This window comes from Woeseia oceani, assembly GCF_001677435.1.
In the GTDB taxonomy this organism is placed as follows: Bacteria; Pseudomonadota; Gammaproteobacteria; order Steroidobacterales; family Woeseiaceae; genus Woeseia; species Woeseia oceani.
In genome coordinates, this window is the sequence record NZ_CP016268.1 from 3,625,479 (window position 1) to 3,640,957 (window position 15,479).

Consider the following 15,479-nt stretch of genomic DNA (forward strand, 5'->3'; position numbering starts at 1 on the left):
CGATACGAATTTTGCTCACCGGGCTACCCGCCCCTCGTCCTGACACCGGAATCATGCTCAGTTATCGCCACAGCTACCATGCCGGCAACCACGCCGACGTCCTGAAGCACAGCATCCTTGCCGAATTGCTCCGCTACCTCACGGAGAAAGACAAGCGCCTGTGGTACATCGACACTCACGCTGGCGCAGGCATGTACCGCCTCGACAATAGCAATGCCGCGCATACCAACGAAGCGCGCGAAGGTATCGAACGCTTGTGGCGAACAAAAGACCTGCCGGAGGCCTTGCAGCGTTACGTTGAGCTTGTCCGCCAGATCAATCCCGACGGCACGTTGCGCAATTACCCGGGTTCGCCTGTTATTGCCGAACAACTGCTACGGGCCGGTGACAAACTCTGGCTCAGCGAATTGCATTCAACCGACCACGCCACGCTGGATGACCGCTATCGGCACAGTCGCCATGTCCGGGTGCAGAAAGCGGATGGCTTCAAGGCACTGACCGGCCTGTTGCCGCCTGAACCGCGTCGGGCACTGGTCATGATAGACCCGAGCTACGAAGTGAAAGCCGATTATGCGCGAGTGGTCGATGCGCTGCGCGACGCACAACGGCGCTTCGCAACCGGTGTTTATGCACTCTGGTATCCGCTGCTTGGTAGCCGTGAGGCGGAAAAGCTGGGCGAGGAGCTGCGCCGGTTTGCGGGTTCGCGCTGGCTGGACGCACGGCTGCAAGTACGCGATGGTCGTTCTGCGGATGCCGGGCTTTATGGCAGCGGCCTGTTTGTTATCAATCCGCCGTACAAGCTGCCCGAGATGCTGCAAAGCGTCCTGCCCAGTCTAAGCACGAATTTGTCTCAGGATGAGTACGCAACGCACCATCTCGAATACGAAATCCCGTAAGGCATTGCGCACCGCTGATAAGAGCGGAACGAAAAGATGCAGAGAAAACTTTGACGAACAGGGCAGCTTGTTTCACGATCCACGTATGAAAACTATCATGACAGCCAGCCTCATGGCCTTGACCGCTTGCAGTGCCATTCAGCCAAAGCCGACAGACAGCCCGATGCCGATCGAGGCCGCCACCGCAGACCCGGCGCACAACAGCAGAATCTCTCTCGACTGGGCGGGCAGTTACGCCGCGGTCCTGCCCTGTGCAGACTGCGCAGGAATTGACACGCTCGTAACCCTGCACATGGACGGGACGTTTTCGCGACAGAGCCGCTATCTCGGCAAGACCGGGAAAGTATTCACGGACACGGGCACGTTCGAGTGGAACCCGAGCGGCAGTGCTGTGAAGCTGGTGAGCAAACAGGGCGCCACGCAGTCGTACAAGGTGGGCGAGAATCAACTGATACACCTGGACCAGAGCGGCCAGGCAGTCACTGGCCCACTCGCCGCTCACTACGTGCTGCTCAAGACCCGCTAAGGCGACAGCCTGCAGCACAGTGCATTGGCTTGAACCGCCGGGCCGGCTGGCGACTGCGGACGGTGCCGAACTGACCACAACGCGCAATCTATTTACTGCAAATCAAGCCGCACAACCGCGCTGCGAGCAACACGGGCATTCGCTGCCGGATCCGGTATACCATTGGCCTTTCGCACAAACGGGTAGCTCTGAATGAATCGTCGAAAAGTTTTGCAGACTCTGGTCACTACCGCGGTTGCCGGCTCCAGTGGCGCCGCACTTGCCCAACAGGCCACTGGCGGCATTGCCAGCGAGCGACAAATGAACCCCGTGAAACCGCGCCGCCTGAAAAAGGGCGACACGATCGGCCTCATCTCCCCCGCCAGCAACACGCAGCAGAACGAAGACATTCGGTTCGCCAGCGAAATTATCGAATCGCTGGGCTTCTCCGTGCGCACGGGCCAATACCTTTTCGAACGCAATCAATACCTGGCCGGAACTGATCAGCAACGCGCCGATGACGTCAATCGCATGTTTGCCGATAAAGATGTCGATGGCATCTTCTGTCTGCGCGGCGGCTACGGTACCCCGCGCATACTGCCGTACCTCGACTACGACGTGATAGCCAACAACCCGAAGGTGCTGCTGGGTTACAGCGACATAACAGCGCTGCACACCGCCATACACGTCAAGACCGGACAGGTCGGCTTTCACGGGCCGATCGCGGGACAAACGTACACGGATTACACGCTGCAGGAGTTTGAAAAAGTCGTTCGCGAACCTCGCGACACGGCAATTATCGGTCATGCACCGCCGTTCGAGGCAGGCCCGGGGAAAGTCGAACGGGAAAACCGCGTCACTTACTTTGTCGGTGGCAAAGCACGAGGCCGCTTGATCGGCGGCAACCTGAGTTTGCTCGCGACCTTGATCGGTACGCCGTACGAACCCGACTTCCGCGACAAAATTCTGTTCCTGGAAGACGTGAGCGAAGCGCCGTACAGCATCGATCGCATGCTGACCCAATTGTGGCTTGCCGGGCGCTTGCAGCAGGTCGCTGGTCTGGCCTTTGGTAAATTCACCGACGTACCCAGCGTATCCGGCAACAGCTACAGCGTAGAGGAAGTTCTGCGGCAACGGTGCGAGCCGCTAGGGGTTCCGTTCATCAGTGGCCTGATGATTGGCCACGTCAGTGATCAAACGGTGGTGCCCATTGGCATCAACGCCGAGCTCGATGCGGACGCCGGCACGCTCCGGCTGCTGGAGCATGCCGTCAGCTAACCGGGCTTGCCGTCACACCGCGGCAAGAGCAACACCGGGGTGTAGACTACAACGAACAAGGAAAACGCCGCGGCCCACAATCCGCCCGCCAGCAAGACAACGGTCTGGTACGGCAACGACAAGACCGCCGCGCCGAAAACACGGATTGTGACCGCCAGTACCAATAGAACGTAGGCCGCAATCGTCAGTCGGTTTACGACGAGCGGCCGCCCGGTATGTCCGAGCGATGCCCGGGTCATGACCGCCAGAATCATGGTGCCAGCGGCACCTGCACCGAGTGCATGCTGCCAGTGCGCAGCCCAGGCGAATCCGCCAAGCAGGTACAACGCTTTCAGCGCCAGGCCTACTGGCAACCAAAGATACGCAACGTGCAACACCCAGACGATCGGCTGAGACAGGGTGCGCATACCCTGCCAGCCACTCAAACGCACGCACTGTGCAAGCGCTGCAATTAATGCGATCCAGCCCGTGTTGCTATGCAGCGGCGCAATGATGTCCGCGATGGCGTAAGCCAGCATGGCAACAATAGTGAACCGGTCCAGTAGCGCACTACTGCGCATCTGCACCGGCACAGCGTGCGCGCGCAGGGCATTGCCCGTGAATGCCGGCACTATGCGGCCACCGATAACGGTGAGCAGAACCAGAACGAGGTTGATCCCCACCCGCAAGCCGCGCGCACTCATGACTGTTTCGGAATTCGCCAACCCCAGCATGAACATGGCATCGCCTGCCCAGAACAGCAACAGCACCAGCAGCAACGGCGTGTTGCGGCTCCAGGTTCGCAGCAACGAAGGCGCAAGTATCAGCATCAACGCCGGAACAAACGCCAGTTCGATAGCCGCGAGCAGCCAGAACGGCAGACTACCGGCGAAAAGAAAAGCAAGGCGCCCGGCCAACCACAGAAACACCAGCAACTGCAGCGGCTTGCCCGCGTAGCCGCGGCTGCCCGTCCAGCTCGGAACGGCCGTCAGCATAAAGCCGGCAATTGCCGCGGCGACGAATCCGTACAACATCTCATGGCCGTGCCAGAACTGGGACGGGACGCTGCCAAGCGGCATCAGCCCGCTCCGGTAAACCCACAACCAGGAGAGCACGCCGAAAACAGCGTAGATACCCGCCAATAGAAAGAATGGCCGGAAGCCGTAGGAAAACGGCACGAAACGGGTCGAACGATCAGTGCTCATGCGAACAATTTCTGAAAGTAATGGACCGGCCCGAACGGATCGTGTGTGCGTGCAATCATGTACATGCAGGCATAGACGAACAGTGCGGAAACGAAACACATCAGTCGAGTGCGTGCGGTACGTCCCCTCTTGAGCGCGAACGTACCCAGCGAAACGTAAACCACCAGCAAACTGATTTTGAGCAGTAGCCAGCCGTTGACATACAGTGCCGATGGCAGAATTGTCAGCAACATCAACGCGGCAGTCAGCAACACGGTGTCGACGCTGTAACTCAGATAGCGCATCGGCGCAGCCATAGCCCATTTCCCGCCAGTTTGCAGTGCAACTCCTCGCAACAGGAATATCGTGCCACTGGCGAGCACAGCCGTTACGTGCACAAACTTGATATCCGGATAGAACTCCATCACCGGTGCATCAATCCGTGGCGACAATGAGCGTAGCAGCCCTGCGGGTCATCGTTTTGCAGGCTCCGCATTGTCCGGCAGTTCGGCCCTTGCTTTGCGAGGCCCGACCCAGAGGCGAAGAACAAACCAGGCCAGCGATAAAGCGCCAACGCTGAACAACGTGTCGCCGGGCACCCGCATCCAGACCAGCAGGTCGACAATGGGCTGCTGCATGAACTCAGCGGACCGCGCGTACCAGTAGCCGTGGTCAATTGCTGCAATCAGTTGCAGGATTCCGAGCGGCAGCAAGGTCATCAACGCCATGCCGGACAGACCTATGTTCAGCGACCAGAAGCAAGCCTTCAGTGCGCCATTGTTCCAGTGCGCTGCCGGCTTGATTCCACGCAGGCAAAACAGCATCAGGCCGATTCCCAGCATGCCGTACACGCCGAACAATGCGGTGTGACCGTGCAACGGCGTCAGGTTCAACCCCTGCATGTAGTAGAGCGGCAACGGCGGATTAATCAGGAAGCCGAACAGGCCCGCACCCACGAGATTCCAGAACGCAACAGCAGTGAAGAACATGATCGGCCAGTGATAGCGCTGCATCCACGGTGTTGCCTTGCCGTGCCGGTAAGTGTGATAGGCCTCAAAGCCGATGTACGCCAGCGGCACCACTTCGAGGGCCGAGAACGATGCCCCTATTGCCAGCACGGCTGTCGGAGTGCCGGAAAAGTACAGATGGTGCAGAGTACCCAGCACACCGCCGGCCATGAACACCATCGTTGCGACCAGCACGGCAACCGTCGCCACACTGACCCTGAGCAGACCAAGCCGCGTGAACAGGAATGCTATGACGGCAGTGGCGAACACTTCGAAGAAGCCTTCGACCCACAGATGCACTACCCACCAGCGCCAGTACTCCACCATTGACATGTGAGTATGCTCGTTCCACATCAGACCCGCACCGTAGAACAGGCCAATAGCAACTGTGGACAGGAAGAACAGGCTGACGATGGAGCGCGACTCGTCACGTCGCTGAATGGCCGGCCACAAGGCGCGACCCACCAACGTTAACCAGATGCCGAGACCCGCAAACAGGAACCACTGCCAGAACCGGCCGATATCAACGTACTCCCAGCCCTGATGTCCGAACCAGAAATTGCGTTCAAGGCCGAGCTTTTGCATGACCGCAAACCACTGGCCAGCGAATGCCCCGATGACTATTACCAGCAGGCAGACCCATAACAGGTTGACACCCAGCCGCTGAAACCTCGGTTCGTGGCCGGAAATAGCGGGTGCAATGTAGAGGCCGGTGGCGAGCCATGCCGTGGCTATCCAGAGCACCGCCAACTGCGTATGCCAGGTGCGGGTTAGCGAGTACGGCAGAATGTCGCTGATAGCAAAGCCGTACAACTCCTGCCCTTCCACCTGATAGTGCGCCGTTATTGCGCCAAGCAATATCTGCGTAAGAAACAGCGCAATAACCACCCAAAAGTATTTGGCTGTGGCCCGCATCGACGGCGTAACGGCGATTGCTGCAAGCGGGTCTGTTTCCGGCAGTTTGTCGGGAGCGACTTCCGTGTGTGCGCTAACAGCGTGATACCAGCCCAGCAATGCAATACCTGCGAGCAGGAACAACACGCTGAATACCGTCCACATGAAAGCACTGGTCGGCGGTGTATTGCCAACCAGTTCGTCGGCAGGCCAGTTGTTGGTATAGGTAATTTCCTTGCCGGGACGTTCGGTCACCGCAGCCCATGCCGTCCACCAGAAGAATGCCGACATATCTGCGCGATGCTCGGCGTCCGGCACCGTGTTGTTCTTCATCGCGTACGCTTCACGCAAATCTACTGTCGCCGGGTCCGCACTGAACAGACTGTCATAGTGCTTGCTGACAAGGGCAATCGCTGCGGCCCTGTCATCGTCAATCGTGATCTCTGCCCTGTCCGTATCCCAGGTATTGCGGCGGATCGACGTTTGCAATCGCACTATGAAATCCGCCTGCTGGCCCGCGGGTAACTCGTCATAGCCACTGCGGACATCGCGGCGCGCCCACAAATCGAGGGTCGCAACGGCTTCGCGATGCAGCCAGTCAGCCGTCCAGTCAGGCGCAACATAGCCACCGTGCCCCCAGATCGAGCCCAGTTGTTGACCACCTATCGATTGCCAGACCTGGCGGCCGCGTTCGATATCCGCGCGCGTAAACACGACGTCACCGGATTCCGTGACTACCTGTTCCGGCATAGGGGGTGCCTGCCGATGGATCTCGCCACCCACCCAGAGCAGAACGCCAAAGGATACGGCAAGCAAGGTGCCGAGGCCTATCCAGAGTTTCTTGGTCGTACTCATTTTTCATCTCCCGACGGTATGCAGGAGATCGTGCCGGGCGGTGCAATCACGCGCCCTGATCCAGATCAAGTGCGGTTTAGTTTCGCAACACGTTCGCTGCGACGGTTCGCAATCGCGGCAAGTCGAGCAGCTCGACCTCACGTCGTTCGACACGAATGAGTCCGTCATGCTGGAAGCGATTGAGGATGCGACTGACCGTTTCCGCTGCGAGTCGCAGATAGTTGGCGATATCGGTCCGTGCCATCGTCAGACGAAAACGCTTAGCCGACAGTCCGCGTGCTTCGTAGCGACGCGACAGAATAAGGAGAAAGGCTGCGAGCCGCTCATCGGCAGTGAAATCACCCGCCAGCAAAGCGGCCTTGCCAATGTCCTCACTCAGCAAACGAAAAAGTTGTTGCTGCAAACCGGGCATGCTTGCCGCCAGCACCGCCATTTTGGGGAATGAGAAGCGACATAGCAGAACATCATCAAGAGCAACAGCATTGCACGGATAGCGTGATTGCGAAATTGCATTGAGCCCGATCACCTCACCGGGTAGAAAGAAGCCCTGCACCTGCTCCCGGCCATTCAGGTCGGTAACGTAAGTCTTGACTGTTCCGGCGCGAATGCCCGCCAGCGCATTGAACTCATCTCCTTCACGAAAAATGTGTTCGCCTGCGCGGTACGGACCAACGTGTTCGACAAGTACATGTAATTGCCGCAGCCGCGACTTGTCGTAACCGCGGTCGATACAGGCTGTCGAAAAGGCGCAGGTACTGCAGAAATGATACTCATCACCGTCATTAGTGGCCATGCCTCGACCAAGCGCCGACTCGCGGTCCGTGCTCATACTCTGGATACGCAGGAACAATGACGGACAGACCAAATCAGACAACTTGCGAATAGTTGGCAGTCGCGGTATTGACGGGTTGTTGGTAGTGGTCGAAGCACATTGCAATTATACGCAACAGGTACCGGCCGCGCGATGTAACAGTGATGCACTCCGAATCGATGGTGATCAGACCGTCGCCTTGCAGGCTTTCGAGCTGTTCTTGTTCATTGGCAAAATAATCACTGAAGCTTATACCGAATCGACGCTCGATCTCCCTGACCCGCACTTCCGCTCCGCACATGAGTTGCTGAATGACTTCGGCACGAACAATATCGTCAGCACTCAGGGACACACCACGCCAAACCGGCAGGCGATCATTGTCCAGCGCCGCTTCCCAGCTCGTGAGATCGCGCGGGTTCTGGGAATAGCTGTCGCCCACGTGACTGATCGCACTGACCCCAAGCCCTATGAGATCGCAGTCCGCGTGCGTCGTATAACCCATGAAATTCCGGTGCAGATCCCGCGCTTGCCGGGCACGGGAAAGGTCGTCGGTTGCCAATGCGAAATGGTCCATGCCGATGTATTCGTAACCGGCGCTCGTGAGTTTGTTGATCGCCACTGTCAGCAGCCCAAGACGACCTTCGCGGTCGGGCAACTCTTCGGGCTGGATTTGCTTCTGCGCCTTGAACAGACCGGGCATGTGCGCATAACCATAAATAGCGACTCGCCCTGGCGCTGCTGAAATTATAGTGTCAAGAGTGGCAGAAAAACCTGCATAGGTCTGTCGCGGCAGTCCGTAGATCAGGTCGACATTGACGGAACGCATTCCGTACTGGTGACATGCCTCAATAATGGCCAGCGTCTCTTGGATACTTTGAACGCGATTGACCGCCGCTTGTACCGCCGGGTCAAAATCCTGCACCCCCAAACTGGCCCGGTTGAACCCCAGCTGCGCCAGTTCCGCAATATCTCCGACACTGACATAGCGCGGATCCAGCTCGATCGAGAAATCTCGGTCTGGGGCATCGCTGAAATGAAAGTGGCGTCCCATGCTCGCAAGCACTCGCCCAAGTTGTCCGGGTTTCAGGAAATTGGGAGTACCGCCACCGAAATGAACCTGACAAACGTCCCGGTCGCGGGCAAACAATGGCGCGACCATAGCCAGTTCGAGAAGCAAGCGCTCAATATAATGCTCTCCCCGACGTTCGTCTCGGGTGATAACCCGGTTACATCCGCAATAGAAACAGGGACTGAAGCAGTACGGCACATGCGCGTACAACGAAAGTTGGCGTGGTATCGGTTCCGCGTTGCTGTTACTGGCATGCCGCTGAAAATCGGCTGCGTTGAATTCCTCGCGAAACTGCGGTGCGGTGGGATAAGACGTATAGCGAGGCCCGGATTCGCTGTAACGACGAAGCATTTCCGGATCAAAATGGCAATCAGTATTCATGCGCCGTAGTGTGAGTCAGCGGCCTGTTACCCGCATTGACCTGGATCAACTCCAGAATTCGCGACAGAGCTTGCCTGTTTTTTTTCTTTAGCTATGATGGGCTACATCACCCCGCCTTTACTATTGTGCCCAAAGCAACACCGGGTTGCCTTGGCGCTGCCGGCTTTCGCCCGGCTTGGTAATAGCAGCAACGATCAAGGAGGTTCCAGGCTATGCAAACAACCGAAAATATCAGTGTGTCATCCACCGATCTGCAGCGCATTGAAGCCGTGCTGCGAGGCCGGGCTGATACCGAATCAATGACGATCCAGGGTTTGAGTGAAGAGCTGCGGCGCGCGACCATTTTGCCGCCGCAGGACATTCCGCCCACCGTGGTTACCATGAATTCAAGGGTCAAGTTCGCGATCGAACCGACCGGCAAAGTATTCGAACTAACCCTGGTGTACCCGAAAGATACACAGAACAACCGGTCCGACGTCATCTCCATTACGGCGCCGATTGGCAGTGCGTTGCTTGGGCTTTCTGTAGGCCAGACCATCGAATGGCCGTTACCCGGCGGGCATAACACCACCGTGAAAGTGGTCGATATAATTTACCAACCAGAACGCGAAGGCCACTTCCACCTGTAAACCTTGCAGGGCAACGATGCGACCGGAGACCAGGCGCAAATAACATCTATCGGCGACGCCTGGTCATCTTGAACTCCAATAACGTACCGTACGCGCCCGACCTGACCTATCTGTTTTGGCGATCAGCGGCAGGAGGACCGGAATGGACACAGAGCTCGCGCGCACTTTCTTGACAGTCGTATCCGCTGGCAATTTCGTCAAGGCCGCGGAACGACTGTTTGTCACCCAGTCCACTGTCAGTGCCCGGATCCAGTCGCTGGAACAACAATTGGGTTGTCGGCTTTTTGTTCGTAACAAGGCCGGCGCTTTTCTCACCGCCGAAGGCCAGTTGTTTCAGAAGTACGCCGTTTCACTGCTGAGAACGGTTGAACGCGCGCACCAGGCGGTTGGCGTGCCGCACGGGTTTCGTGCGTCGTTAACCATCGGGGCTCGCTTTGCACTCTGGGAAGACCTGCTGTTGCCATGGCTCGGCGCGATGCGGCACACAGCACCTGACATTGCGTTGCGTACCGAGATCGGCTTCGAAGACGACCTGATGCTGGGGCTCGTCGAAGGTGGCATCGACATTGCTGTGCTCTATACGCCGCAAAGCCGGCCCGGCCTGACGGTCGAGCCTTTGTTGGTGGAGGAGCTCATCCTCGTATCTACGGACAAACTTGAAAACGTCTCGGCTGCGCTCGATACCTACGTGCACGTCGACTGGGGCCCCGAATTCATGGCCCGACACGCGGCGCAATTTCCGGATATCAGTGGTTTCGGCTTGACTGCCAATGTTGGCTGGATAGGCATTGAATACCTGTTGATGCACGGCGGTTGCGGGTACTTCCCATTGCGGACAGTCAGCAAATACCTGGCCGACCAGCGCCTGCACCGGGTCGATTCCGCGCCCGCGTTTCAATTGCCCGCCTACCTCGTGTATCCAAGCAACCCGGAAAGCGGATTACTGGATACCGCACTCACACAGATCCGCGATCTGGCAGGCTCTCTGGCGAAACGCTAGCCGCCGCCAACTGTAGGTCCGGTTGCGCCTTTAATATCGATTATATTGATATCAAGAGCCATTTTTTATCGCTTGTCGTATTTGATTCAGGCTCCTAACCTGTAGGCATACGGCAATTGCGCCCCCAATCCGGCATCGATACTGCCCACATGCCTACAGCACAGCCACAACCTGACTGCCCGTACACGGCGAGACAACCTGAAGTCCCGTGCGGGCGCTTGCGTCTCGCGCGGACGAGCCATACGCGCGAGACGCCGACGCAAAGGCCGCAGTCAGTATTGGCAGAAGCCGGTGACGTGTATCAGAGCCCGCAACAGAACAAGCGGGACCCGCAGTCTGAGGCGCGACTGCCTCGAAATTTCATTCAGCGTGACCGCAGCGAACATCCGGACCGGCCAGACAAGTACCTGACGTCGCCAACCATTGTTGTGGCGCATGGCGCCCTGCGAGCGGCCTCGTGTTAACGGTCATGCTATCCGTCCTTCTGCTCTGCAGCCTGATGTGGATTGCCAGATGCAATACCCGCGGCATCGCCCCTGCAATACACGGCGGCTTCAGGGCAGAACCTTACTCGTATTTCGCTGCTCACCAAGGGCGACAGAATTCCGTGTTCCATCCCACCCGACCTGACTCCGGCACGCGCACCTGCACACTGCATCCCGACCTGGCGAATCACTCCCGCTACACCCCAGGTAGATCCGGTTCGCAAGGTCCGCAAGTGTGCGTGTCCGAGTCTTTTTTCGGCCGCGTGCAGCAACGATGCTAGAACGCATGGATAGCAGCACAGCAGTACGTGGTTCCGGCCCTGCGCCTGATACCGGCGAGCCGTTTCGTGCCTGGATATGCCCGGTCGATTGCTTCGTCTACGAAGAACGCGATGGCGTACCCGAGCTCGGCATCGAACCCGGTACCCGCTGGCAGGACTTGCCCTGCGACTGGAGCTGCCCGATGTGCGGTGAACATCGCGCTGGTTTTGAACCGGTCGCGGCACTGGAACGTTAGCGGCTGCCAAACGGCGGATGCCGGCTGGCGATGCCAACAGCACAACCCTCGTTACAACCGGCGGCGTGCAGTCGCGGAACAAGCAACGACGATACAAACACATTGCTCCTTACGTTGCTTGTCCCGGCCGGTTGTCGCCTGAAACAAACTAACGAATCGCGTAAGTAACCTGTACCTGCACCGACACACTCAGTTGTCCGGGAGAAATTCCCGGGACAGCCGACGCTTCTGCCATCGCGAATCGCGCACCACCCATCATCGGCATAGGGTAGCCGCCGCCCAGTGACATGGAGATGGACTGCACCTCGCCCAGTTTGACCCCGGCCAGGTCAGCCAGTGCTTCTGCACGGTTGCGCGCATCCGCCATCGCCGCGGCACGGGCACCTTGCTCGAGAGCTGCCGTATCCTTTACACCGAAACTGATACCGTGCACCGAGTTCGCTCCGGCATCGGTCAGCGCCGCAAGTACTGCGCCCACCTTGTCGACATCCGAAATCGTGACGTTAACGATGTTGTTAACGTTATAACCAGTCACGGCGACCTCGCCATTACCGCGCGGATCATGCCGTTGCTCGGGCCAGATACTGTAGTTCGTCGTCTGAATGTCTTTCTTGTCGATGCCACTCTTGTCCAGCGCCTGCATAATGCGTTCGACAATCTCCTGATTCTCACGGGACGCTTCCGCAACCGTTGCGGCCTGAGTCTGCACGCCGGCATTGACCTGGGCCTGGTCCGGTTGCCCGGTAGCCTCGCCCTGGCCGACAACCGAAATACTGCGACCGACGGAGGCGTTGTCCGCCATTGCCGTGCCGGACAGACTGGCAATGGCCAGTGCAAACACGACTAACCCTGTTGTTGCATTGATTGACTTCACGTCCTAGCTCCTCAAGCCATTGAAAAAGAATACTAATTACAGGCTGGCTGGCTTTGACCGTGCGTCGCTGAAGAAATTCCACACACCCGGAAAGCGCCTGCCATCCCGCTCGCCAGAGGTATTAACGCTCCATCACGGCCAACAGGGTTAGGCGCTGCCGGAACGAGTAAACTATGCGTTCTGTCGGCAACACCACGAGATCAAAGTGACTATCTGGAAAAAAACACCCGACCTGGAAAACATCAGGCAATTTAACTCAGGAACCGCGGTTGAAACACTGGGCATAGAGTTCACCGAGATCGGGCCTGACTTTCTCAAAGCCAGGATGCCGGTCGATGCACGCACCTGCCAACCTTACGGTCTGTTGCACGGCGGGGCATCCTGCGTACTCGCCGAATCCATGGGCTCCGTAGGCTCTTTTCTGACACTCGAAGAACCCTTGCAGGCGGTCGGTACGGATATCAACGCAAGCCACGTTCGCAGCGCCACCCGCGGCTGGGTAACGGGCATCGCGCGCCCACTCAAAATCGGGCGCCGCATGCAATTTTGGGGCATTGAGATTGTCGACGAAGCTTCAAAGCTCGTCTGCTCAGCGCGACTGACGGTCGCCATCGTCAACCCCGACGGCGGCTAGCAGCACAACTGCCGACCGCGGCACCCGGCTGGGCAGCTGTTCCAGCCAGCCAGAGCCGGCACCCGATCCCAGCCCAACCGAACTACCAGTGACGCACACCGCCTACGATCGCGACGCCGGCGCGTCGTCGATGAATTCCTGCCAGTCGCTGTCGAGTGGTTTCGGCGTCAACAGACTGACGATCACCAGCATCGATACGGAAACGATCAGTGCCGGGATGGCGATGTAGTCGGTATCCATTGGGAAACTGATACCCAGCAACTTAGCGCTGCCATCCTTGAAGACTGAGTTGAGCGTGGCAATCACGATCACAGTGAGCATGCCAGAGGCGATCGACAAAACCCCGGCGATACGGGTGACGCGCTTCCAGAAAAATGCCGCCAGCAGTGGCGGCGCAAGCGATGCACCAATCATCGTGTAAGAAATCAGTGCCATCTCAAGTATGGTTTCAAACTGGCTCATCATCAGGTAGGCCAGTATGCCGATTACGACGATGCAACTGCGTTGCAGCCACACGACCTGGGTGGACGTTGCGTTCTTGTAAAAGAAGGCCTGCAGAATGTCCCGCGTGACATTGGTTGAAGTGACCATGAGGAAGGTGTTGCCCGTTGAAATAACGATCGCCGCGCCGGCCGCCAGCAACAACGAGCCGATGACCACTGGCAGCTGCTCGAACCCGATACGCAAAATGATTTCCTCGGCCATCGCCCGGTTAACGGAACCGTCCGCCATGAAGAACCGCGGATCGTCCGCGTATATGGCGAAGCCGACCAGGGCAATAAGCATCATCAGCGTTTCCACAATCACAACGCCAAAGAACATGCCCAGAACCGCGCGCTTGGCATTCTGCGCATTGTCAGCGGACGAGAACTTCTGGTACATGCTCGATTCGCTCATCAACAGCAGGAAGGTCGGCAGCGCGATACCCACCACCCAGATGAAATCGTGTCCGCCCATGGCAGAAAGGTGCGTCGGCTCCGTCTGTTGTATCGTCGCTATGACGGCGTCCACACCGCCATGCCCGGAGATGGCGAAGGGCAATGTCAGGACCATGGCGAGCAGCATGATGCTGCCATTGAATACATCAATGGAAACGATAGAGACCATGCCGGCCAGCACAGTGAAGCCGATGATCAGGACAGCGGCGACGATCATGCCGGTTTCCGGCGTCACCGAACCGTCCGACAGGATGGCGATAAAACGACCGCCACCTTTGAACTGGTAGCCGGCAATCACCATGTAGGCAATAATGATGGTGATAGTACCCAGCACTTTTGCGAGTTGACTGTAGCGCTTCTCCAGCAAGTCCGTCAGCGTGTACTTCGCGATACGCCGAACCCGGGCGGCAATAAAGTAGACGACGAGAATTCCGACCCACGCCCCGAACGAAAACCAGAGTTCAGACACGCCGGTGCGGAACGTCAGTCCGGCCGTACCAAACAAGCTGCCCGATCCGATCCAGGTACAAACCAGCGTCGCGATCAACATGTACACCGGCACGCCGCGCCCGGCCACCATGAAATCCTCATCCGTTTTGATGGTTCGGCTCTTGTAAACACTGATGCCGAGCAAGAGAAGTACGTAGGTGGTCACAACGGCGATATAAATCATCAGGCGACTCTCTATTAGTTTGGTTTTAGGCGAGGGACCCGCGCGCCTACGCTATCACAAACGGCCGGATCGCCGCATGTTGCAGAACCGGCCGCTTAAGCCGTAGCAGCGGCGCGACTCGCGATTCAAAAGCCAGCGCTGCCGTCCGCAAGGTACTGCGCTTCTTCAATCGTATCGGCACGCCCGAGAACGCGGTTGCGGTGCGGAAACCGCCCAAATCGTTCGATTAGCTGCAGATGATTGAGAGCGTACTTGTCAGAACCATAGCCGGCGGCATTCAGCTCACGGGTCTTGCGCAGACCGAGTTGTTGCATTACCAGATCCTCGGCATGTCGCAGAGGCAAATAGAAAAACGAACGCTGTTCAAGCGTCAGCTCCTCATCGATACCTTTATCTATCCCGTCCAGCGTCAGTTGCAGCGCCTGGTCATCGGCAGCAAATGCATCCGCTCTGCCACGAAAGATATTCCTGGAAAACTGATCCAGAACAATGATCAGCGCAAGGTAGCCGCTGGCGGTTTCGCACCAGTCAGTCAGTTCCCCGTTTCGCGCCGCTGCCAACAATGCGCCAAAGCGCTCTTCGAGCTCACGGTCGAAGTCCGGATCCGATTTGAACCAGCGTACTTTCTCTATGTCGTCGAACCAGAACTTCAGAACGTCGGCAGCCGTTGTTTCATTCATAGGGGTACGCCACCTGTTCCGTTCACGACTCTGAGCCCGGCATTATCCAGAAATACGAGGTCACCAACCAGTGCATCGCGGCGGTTTGTCCGCAGCGTCTTGCACGGTAACGCGCGGCAATCCGTCAGCGGTAGACAACGCAATTCGGGGACGCATATTAATCAATTTAAACAAATACTTACCATCATTC

At 57.8% G+C, this 15,479-nt stretch carries 15 protein-coding genes; 7 read left to right on the top strand and 8 right to left on the bottom strand.

Features of this window, described 5'->3' with window-relative positions; translation table 11 throughout:
- The first annotated feature begins 53 nt into the window (after positions 1–53).
- The 3 genes from BA177_RS16365 (at position 54) to BA177_RS16375 (ending at position 2,679) form a co-directional block, all read left to right on the top strand.
- Complete coding sequence (locus tag BA177_RS16365) at positions 54–896, top strand: 23S rRNA (adenine(2030)-N(6))-methyltransferase RlmJ (RefSeq protein ID WP_068617980.1); 843 nt, start codon at positions 54–56, stop codon at positions 894–896.
- Between the two features lie 97 nt (positions 897–993).
- The gene (locus BA177_RS16370; protein ID WP_197493178.1) at positions 994–1,422 is read left to right on the top strand and encodes a copper resistance protein NlpE; all 429 of its coding nucleotides are present in this window, start codon (positions 994–996) and stop codon (positions 1,420–1,422) included.
- Positions 1,423–1,614: 192 nt separating this feature from the next.
- The gene (locus BA177_RS16375) at positions 1,615–2,679 is read left to right on the top strand and encodes a S66 peptidase family protein (protein ID WP_068617983.1); all 1,065 of its coding nucleotides are present in this window, start codon (positions 1,615–1,617) and stop codon (positions 2,677–2,679) included.
- Here BA177_RS16375 and BA177_RS16380 read toward each other — a convergent pair.
- The 5 genes from BA177_RS16380 to hemN all read right to left on the bottom strand — a co-directional run bounded on the left by BA177_RS16380 (position 2,676) and on the right by hemN (position 8,859).
- Positions 2,676–3,863: an NnrS family protein gene (locus BA177_RS16380; protein WP_068617985.1), complete on the bottom strand. Its 1,188-nt coding sequence runs from the start codon at positions 3,861–3,863 to the stop codon at positions 2,676–2,678. The two genes, BA177_RS16375 and BA177_RS16380, sit on opposite strands and share 4 nt — an antisense overlap.
- Positions 3,860–4,294 carry a SirB2 family protein gene (locus BA177_RS16385; protein ID WP_197493180.1) on the bottom strand — a complete coding sequence of 145 codons (435 nt, stop codon included), beginning with the start codon at positions 4,292–4,294 and terminating at the stop codon, positions 3,860–3,862. Before BA177_RS16385 ends, BA177_RS16380 begins: the two co-directional genes overlap by 4 nt.
- 21 nt (positions 4,295–4,315) lie before the next feature.
- Complete coding sequence (locus BA177_RS16390; protein WP_068617988.1) at positions 4,316–6,598, bottom strand: nitric-oxide reductase large subunit; 2,283 nt, start codon at positions 6,596–6,598, stop codon at positions 4,316–4,318.
- 76 nt (positions 6,599–6,674) lie between these two features.
- Positions 6,675–7,427, bottom strand: a complete 753-nt coding sequence (locus BA177_RS16395; protein ID WP_068617990.1) for a helix-turn-helix domain-containing protein — start codon at positions 7,425–7,427, stop codon at positions 6,675–6,677.
- 37 nt (positions 7,428–7,464) lie between these two features.
- Positions 7,465–8,859: an oxygen-independent coproporphyrinogen III oxidase gene (gene hemN / locus BA177_RS16400; RefSeq protein ID WP_068617992.1), complete on the bottom strand. Its 1,395-nt coding sequence runs from the start codon at positions 8,857–8,859 to the stop codon at positions 7,465–7,467.
- Between the two features lie 212 nt (positions 8,860–9,071).
- Here hemN and rnk point away from each other — a divergent pair, with 212 nt between their 5' ends.
- From rnk to BA177_RS16420, 3 genes are all read left to right on the top strand, one after another.
- A complete protein-coding gene (rnk, locus tag BA177_RS16405; RefSeq protein ID WP_068617994.1) occupies positions 9,072–9,488 on the top strand; it encodes a nucleoside diphosphate kinase regulator in 417 nt (138 codons plus the stop codon).
- Positions 9,489–9,630: 142 nt separating this feature from the next.
- On the top strand, positions 9,631–10,488 hold the full coding sequence (locus BA177_RS16410) for a LysR family transcriptional regulator (protein WP_068617996.1): 858 nt from the start codon (positions 9,631–9,633) through the stop codon (positions 10,486–10,488).
- Between the two features lie 771 nt (positions 10,489–11,259).
- The gene (locus tag BA177_RS16420) at positions 11,260–11,490 is read left to right on the top strand and encodes a rubredoxin (protein WP_068618000.1); all 231 of its coding nucleotides are present in this window, start codon (positions 11,260–11,262) and stop codon (positions 11,488–11,490) included.
- A gap of 148 nt (positions 11,491–11,638) precedes the next feature.
- Here the strand turns inward: BA177_RS16420 and BA177_RS16425 are convergent, their stop codons facing one another.
- Positions 11,639–12,364, bottom strand: a complete 726-nt coding sequence (locus BA177_RS16425) for an SIMPL domain-containing protein (RefSeq protein ID WP_156762871.1) — start codon at positions 12,362–12,364, stop codon at positions 11,639–11,641.
- 205 nt (positions 12,365–12,569) lie between these two features.
- On the opposite strand from BA177_RS16425, the gene BA177_RS16430 reads away from it, so the two are divergent.
- Positions 12,570–12,998 carry a hotdog fold thioesterase gene (locus BA177_RS16430; protein ID WP_068618004.1) on the top strand — a complete coding sequence of 143 codons (429 nt, stop codon included), beginning with the start codon at positions 12,570–12,572 and terminating at the stop codon, positions 12,996–12,998.
- 102 nt (positions 12,999–13,100) lie between these two features.
- Here the strand turns inward: BA177_RS16430 and BA177_RS16435 are convergent, their stop codons facing one another.
- Positions 13,101–14,609, bottom strand: a complete 1,509-nt coding sequence (locus tag BA177_RS16435) for a sodium:solute symporter family protein (protein ID WP_068618005.1) — start codon at positions 14,607–14,609, stop codon at positions 13,101–13,103.
- A gap of 125 nt (positions 14,610–14,734) precedes the next feature.
- Positions 14,735–15,289 (bottom strand): DUF924 family protein, encoded by a 555-nt coding sequence (locus tag BA177_RS16440; protein WP_068618008.1) that lies wholly within the window; start codon positions 15,287–15,289, stop codon positions 14,735–14,737.
- Positions 15,290–15,479 lie beyond the last annotated feature (190 nt).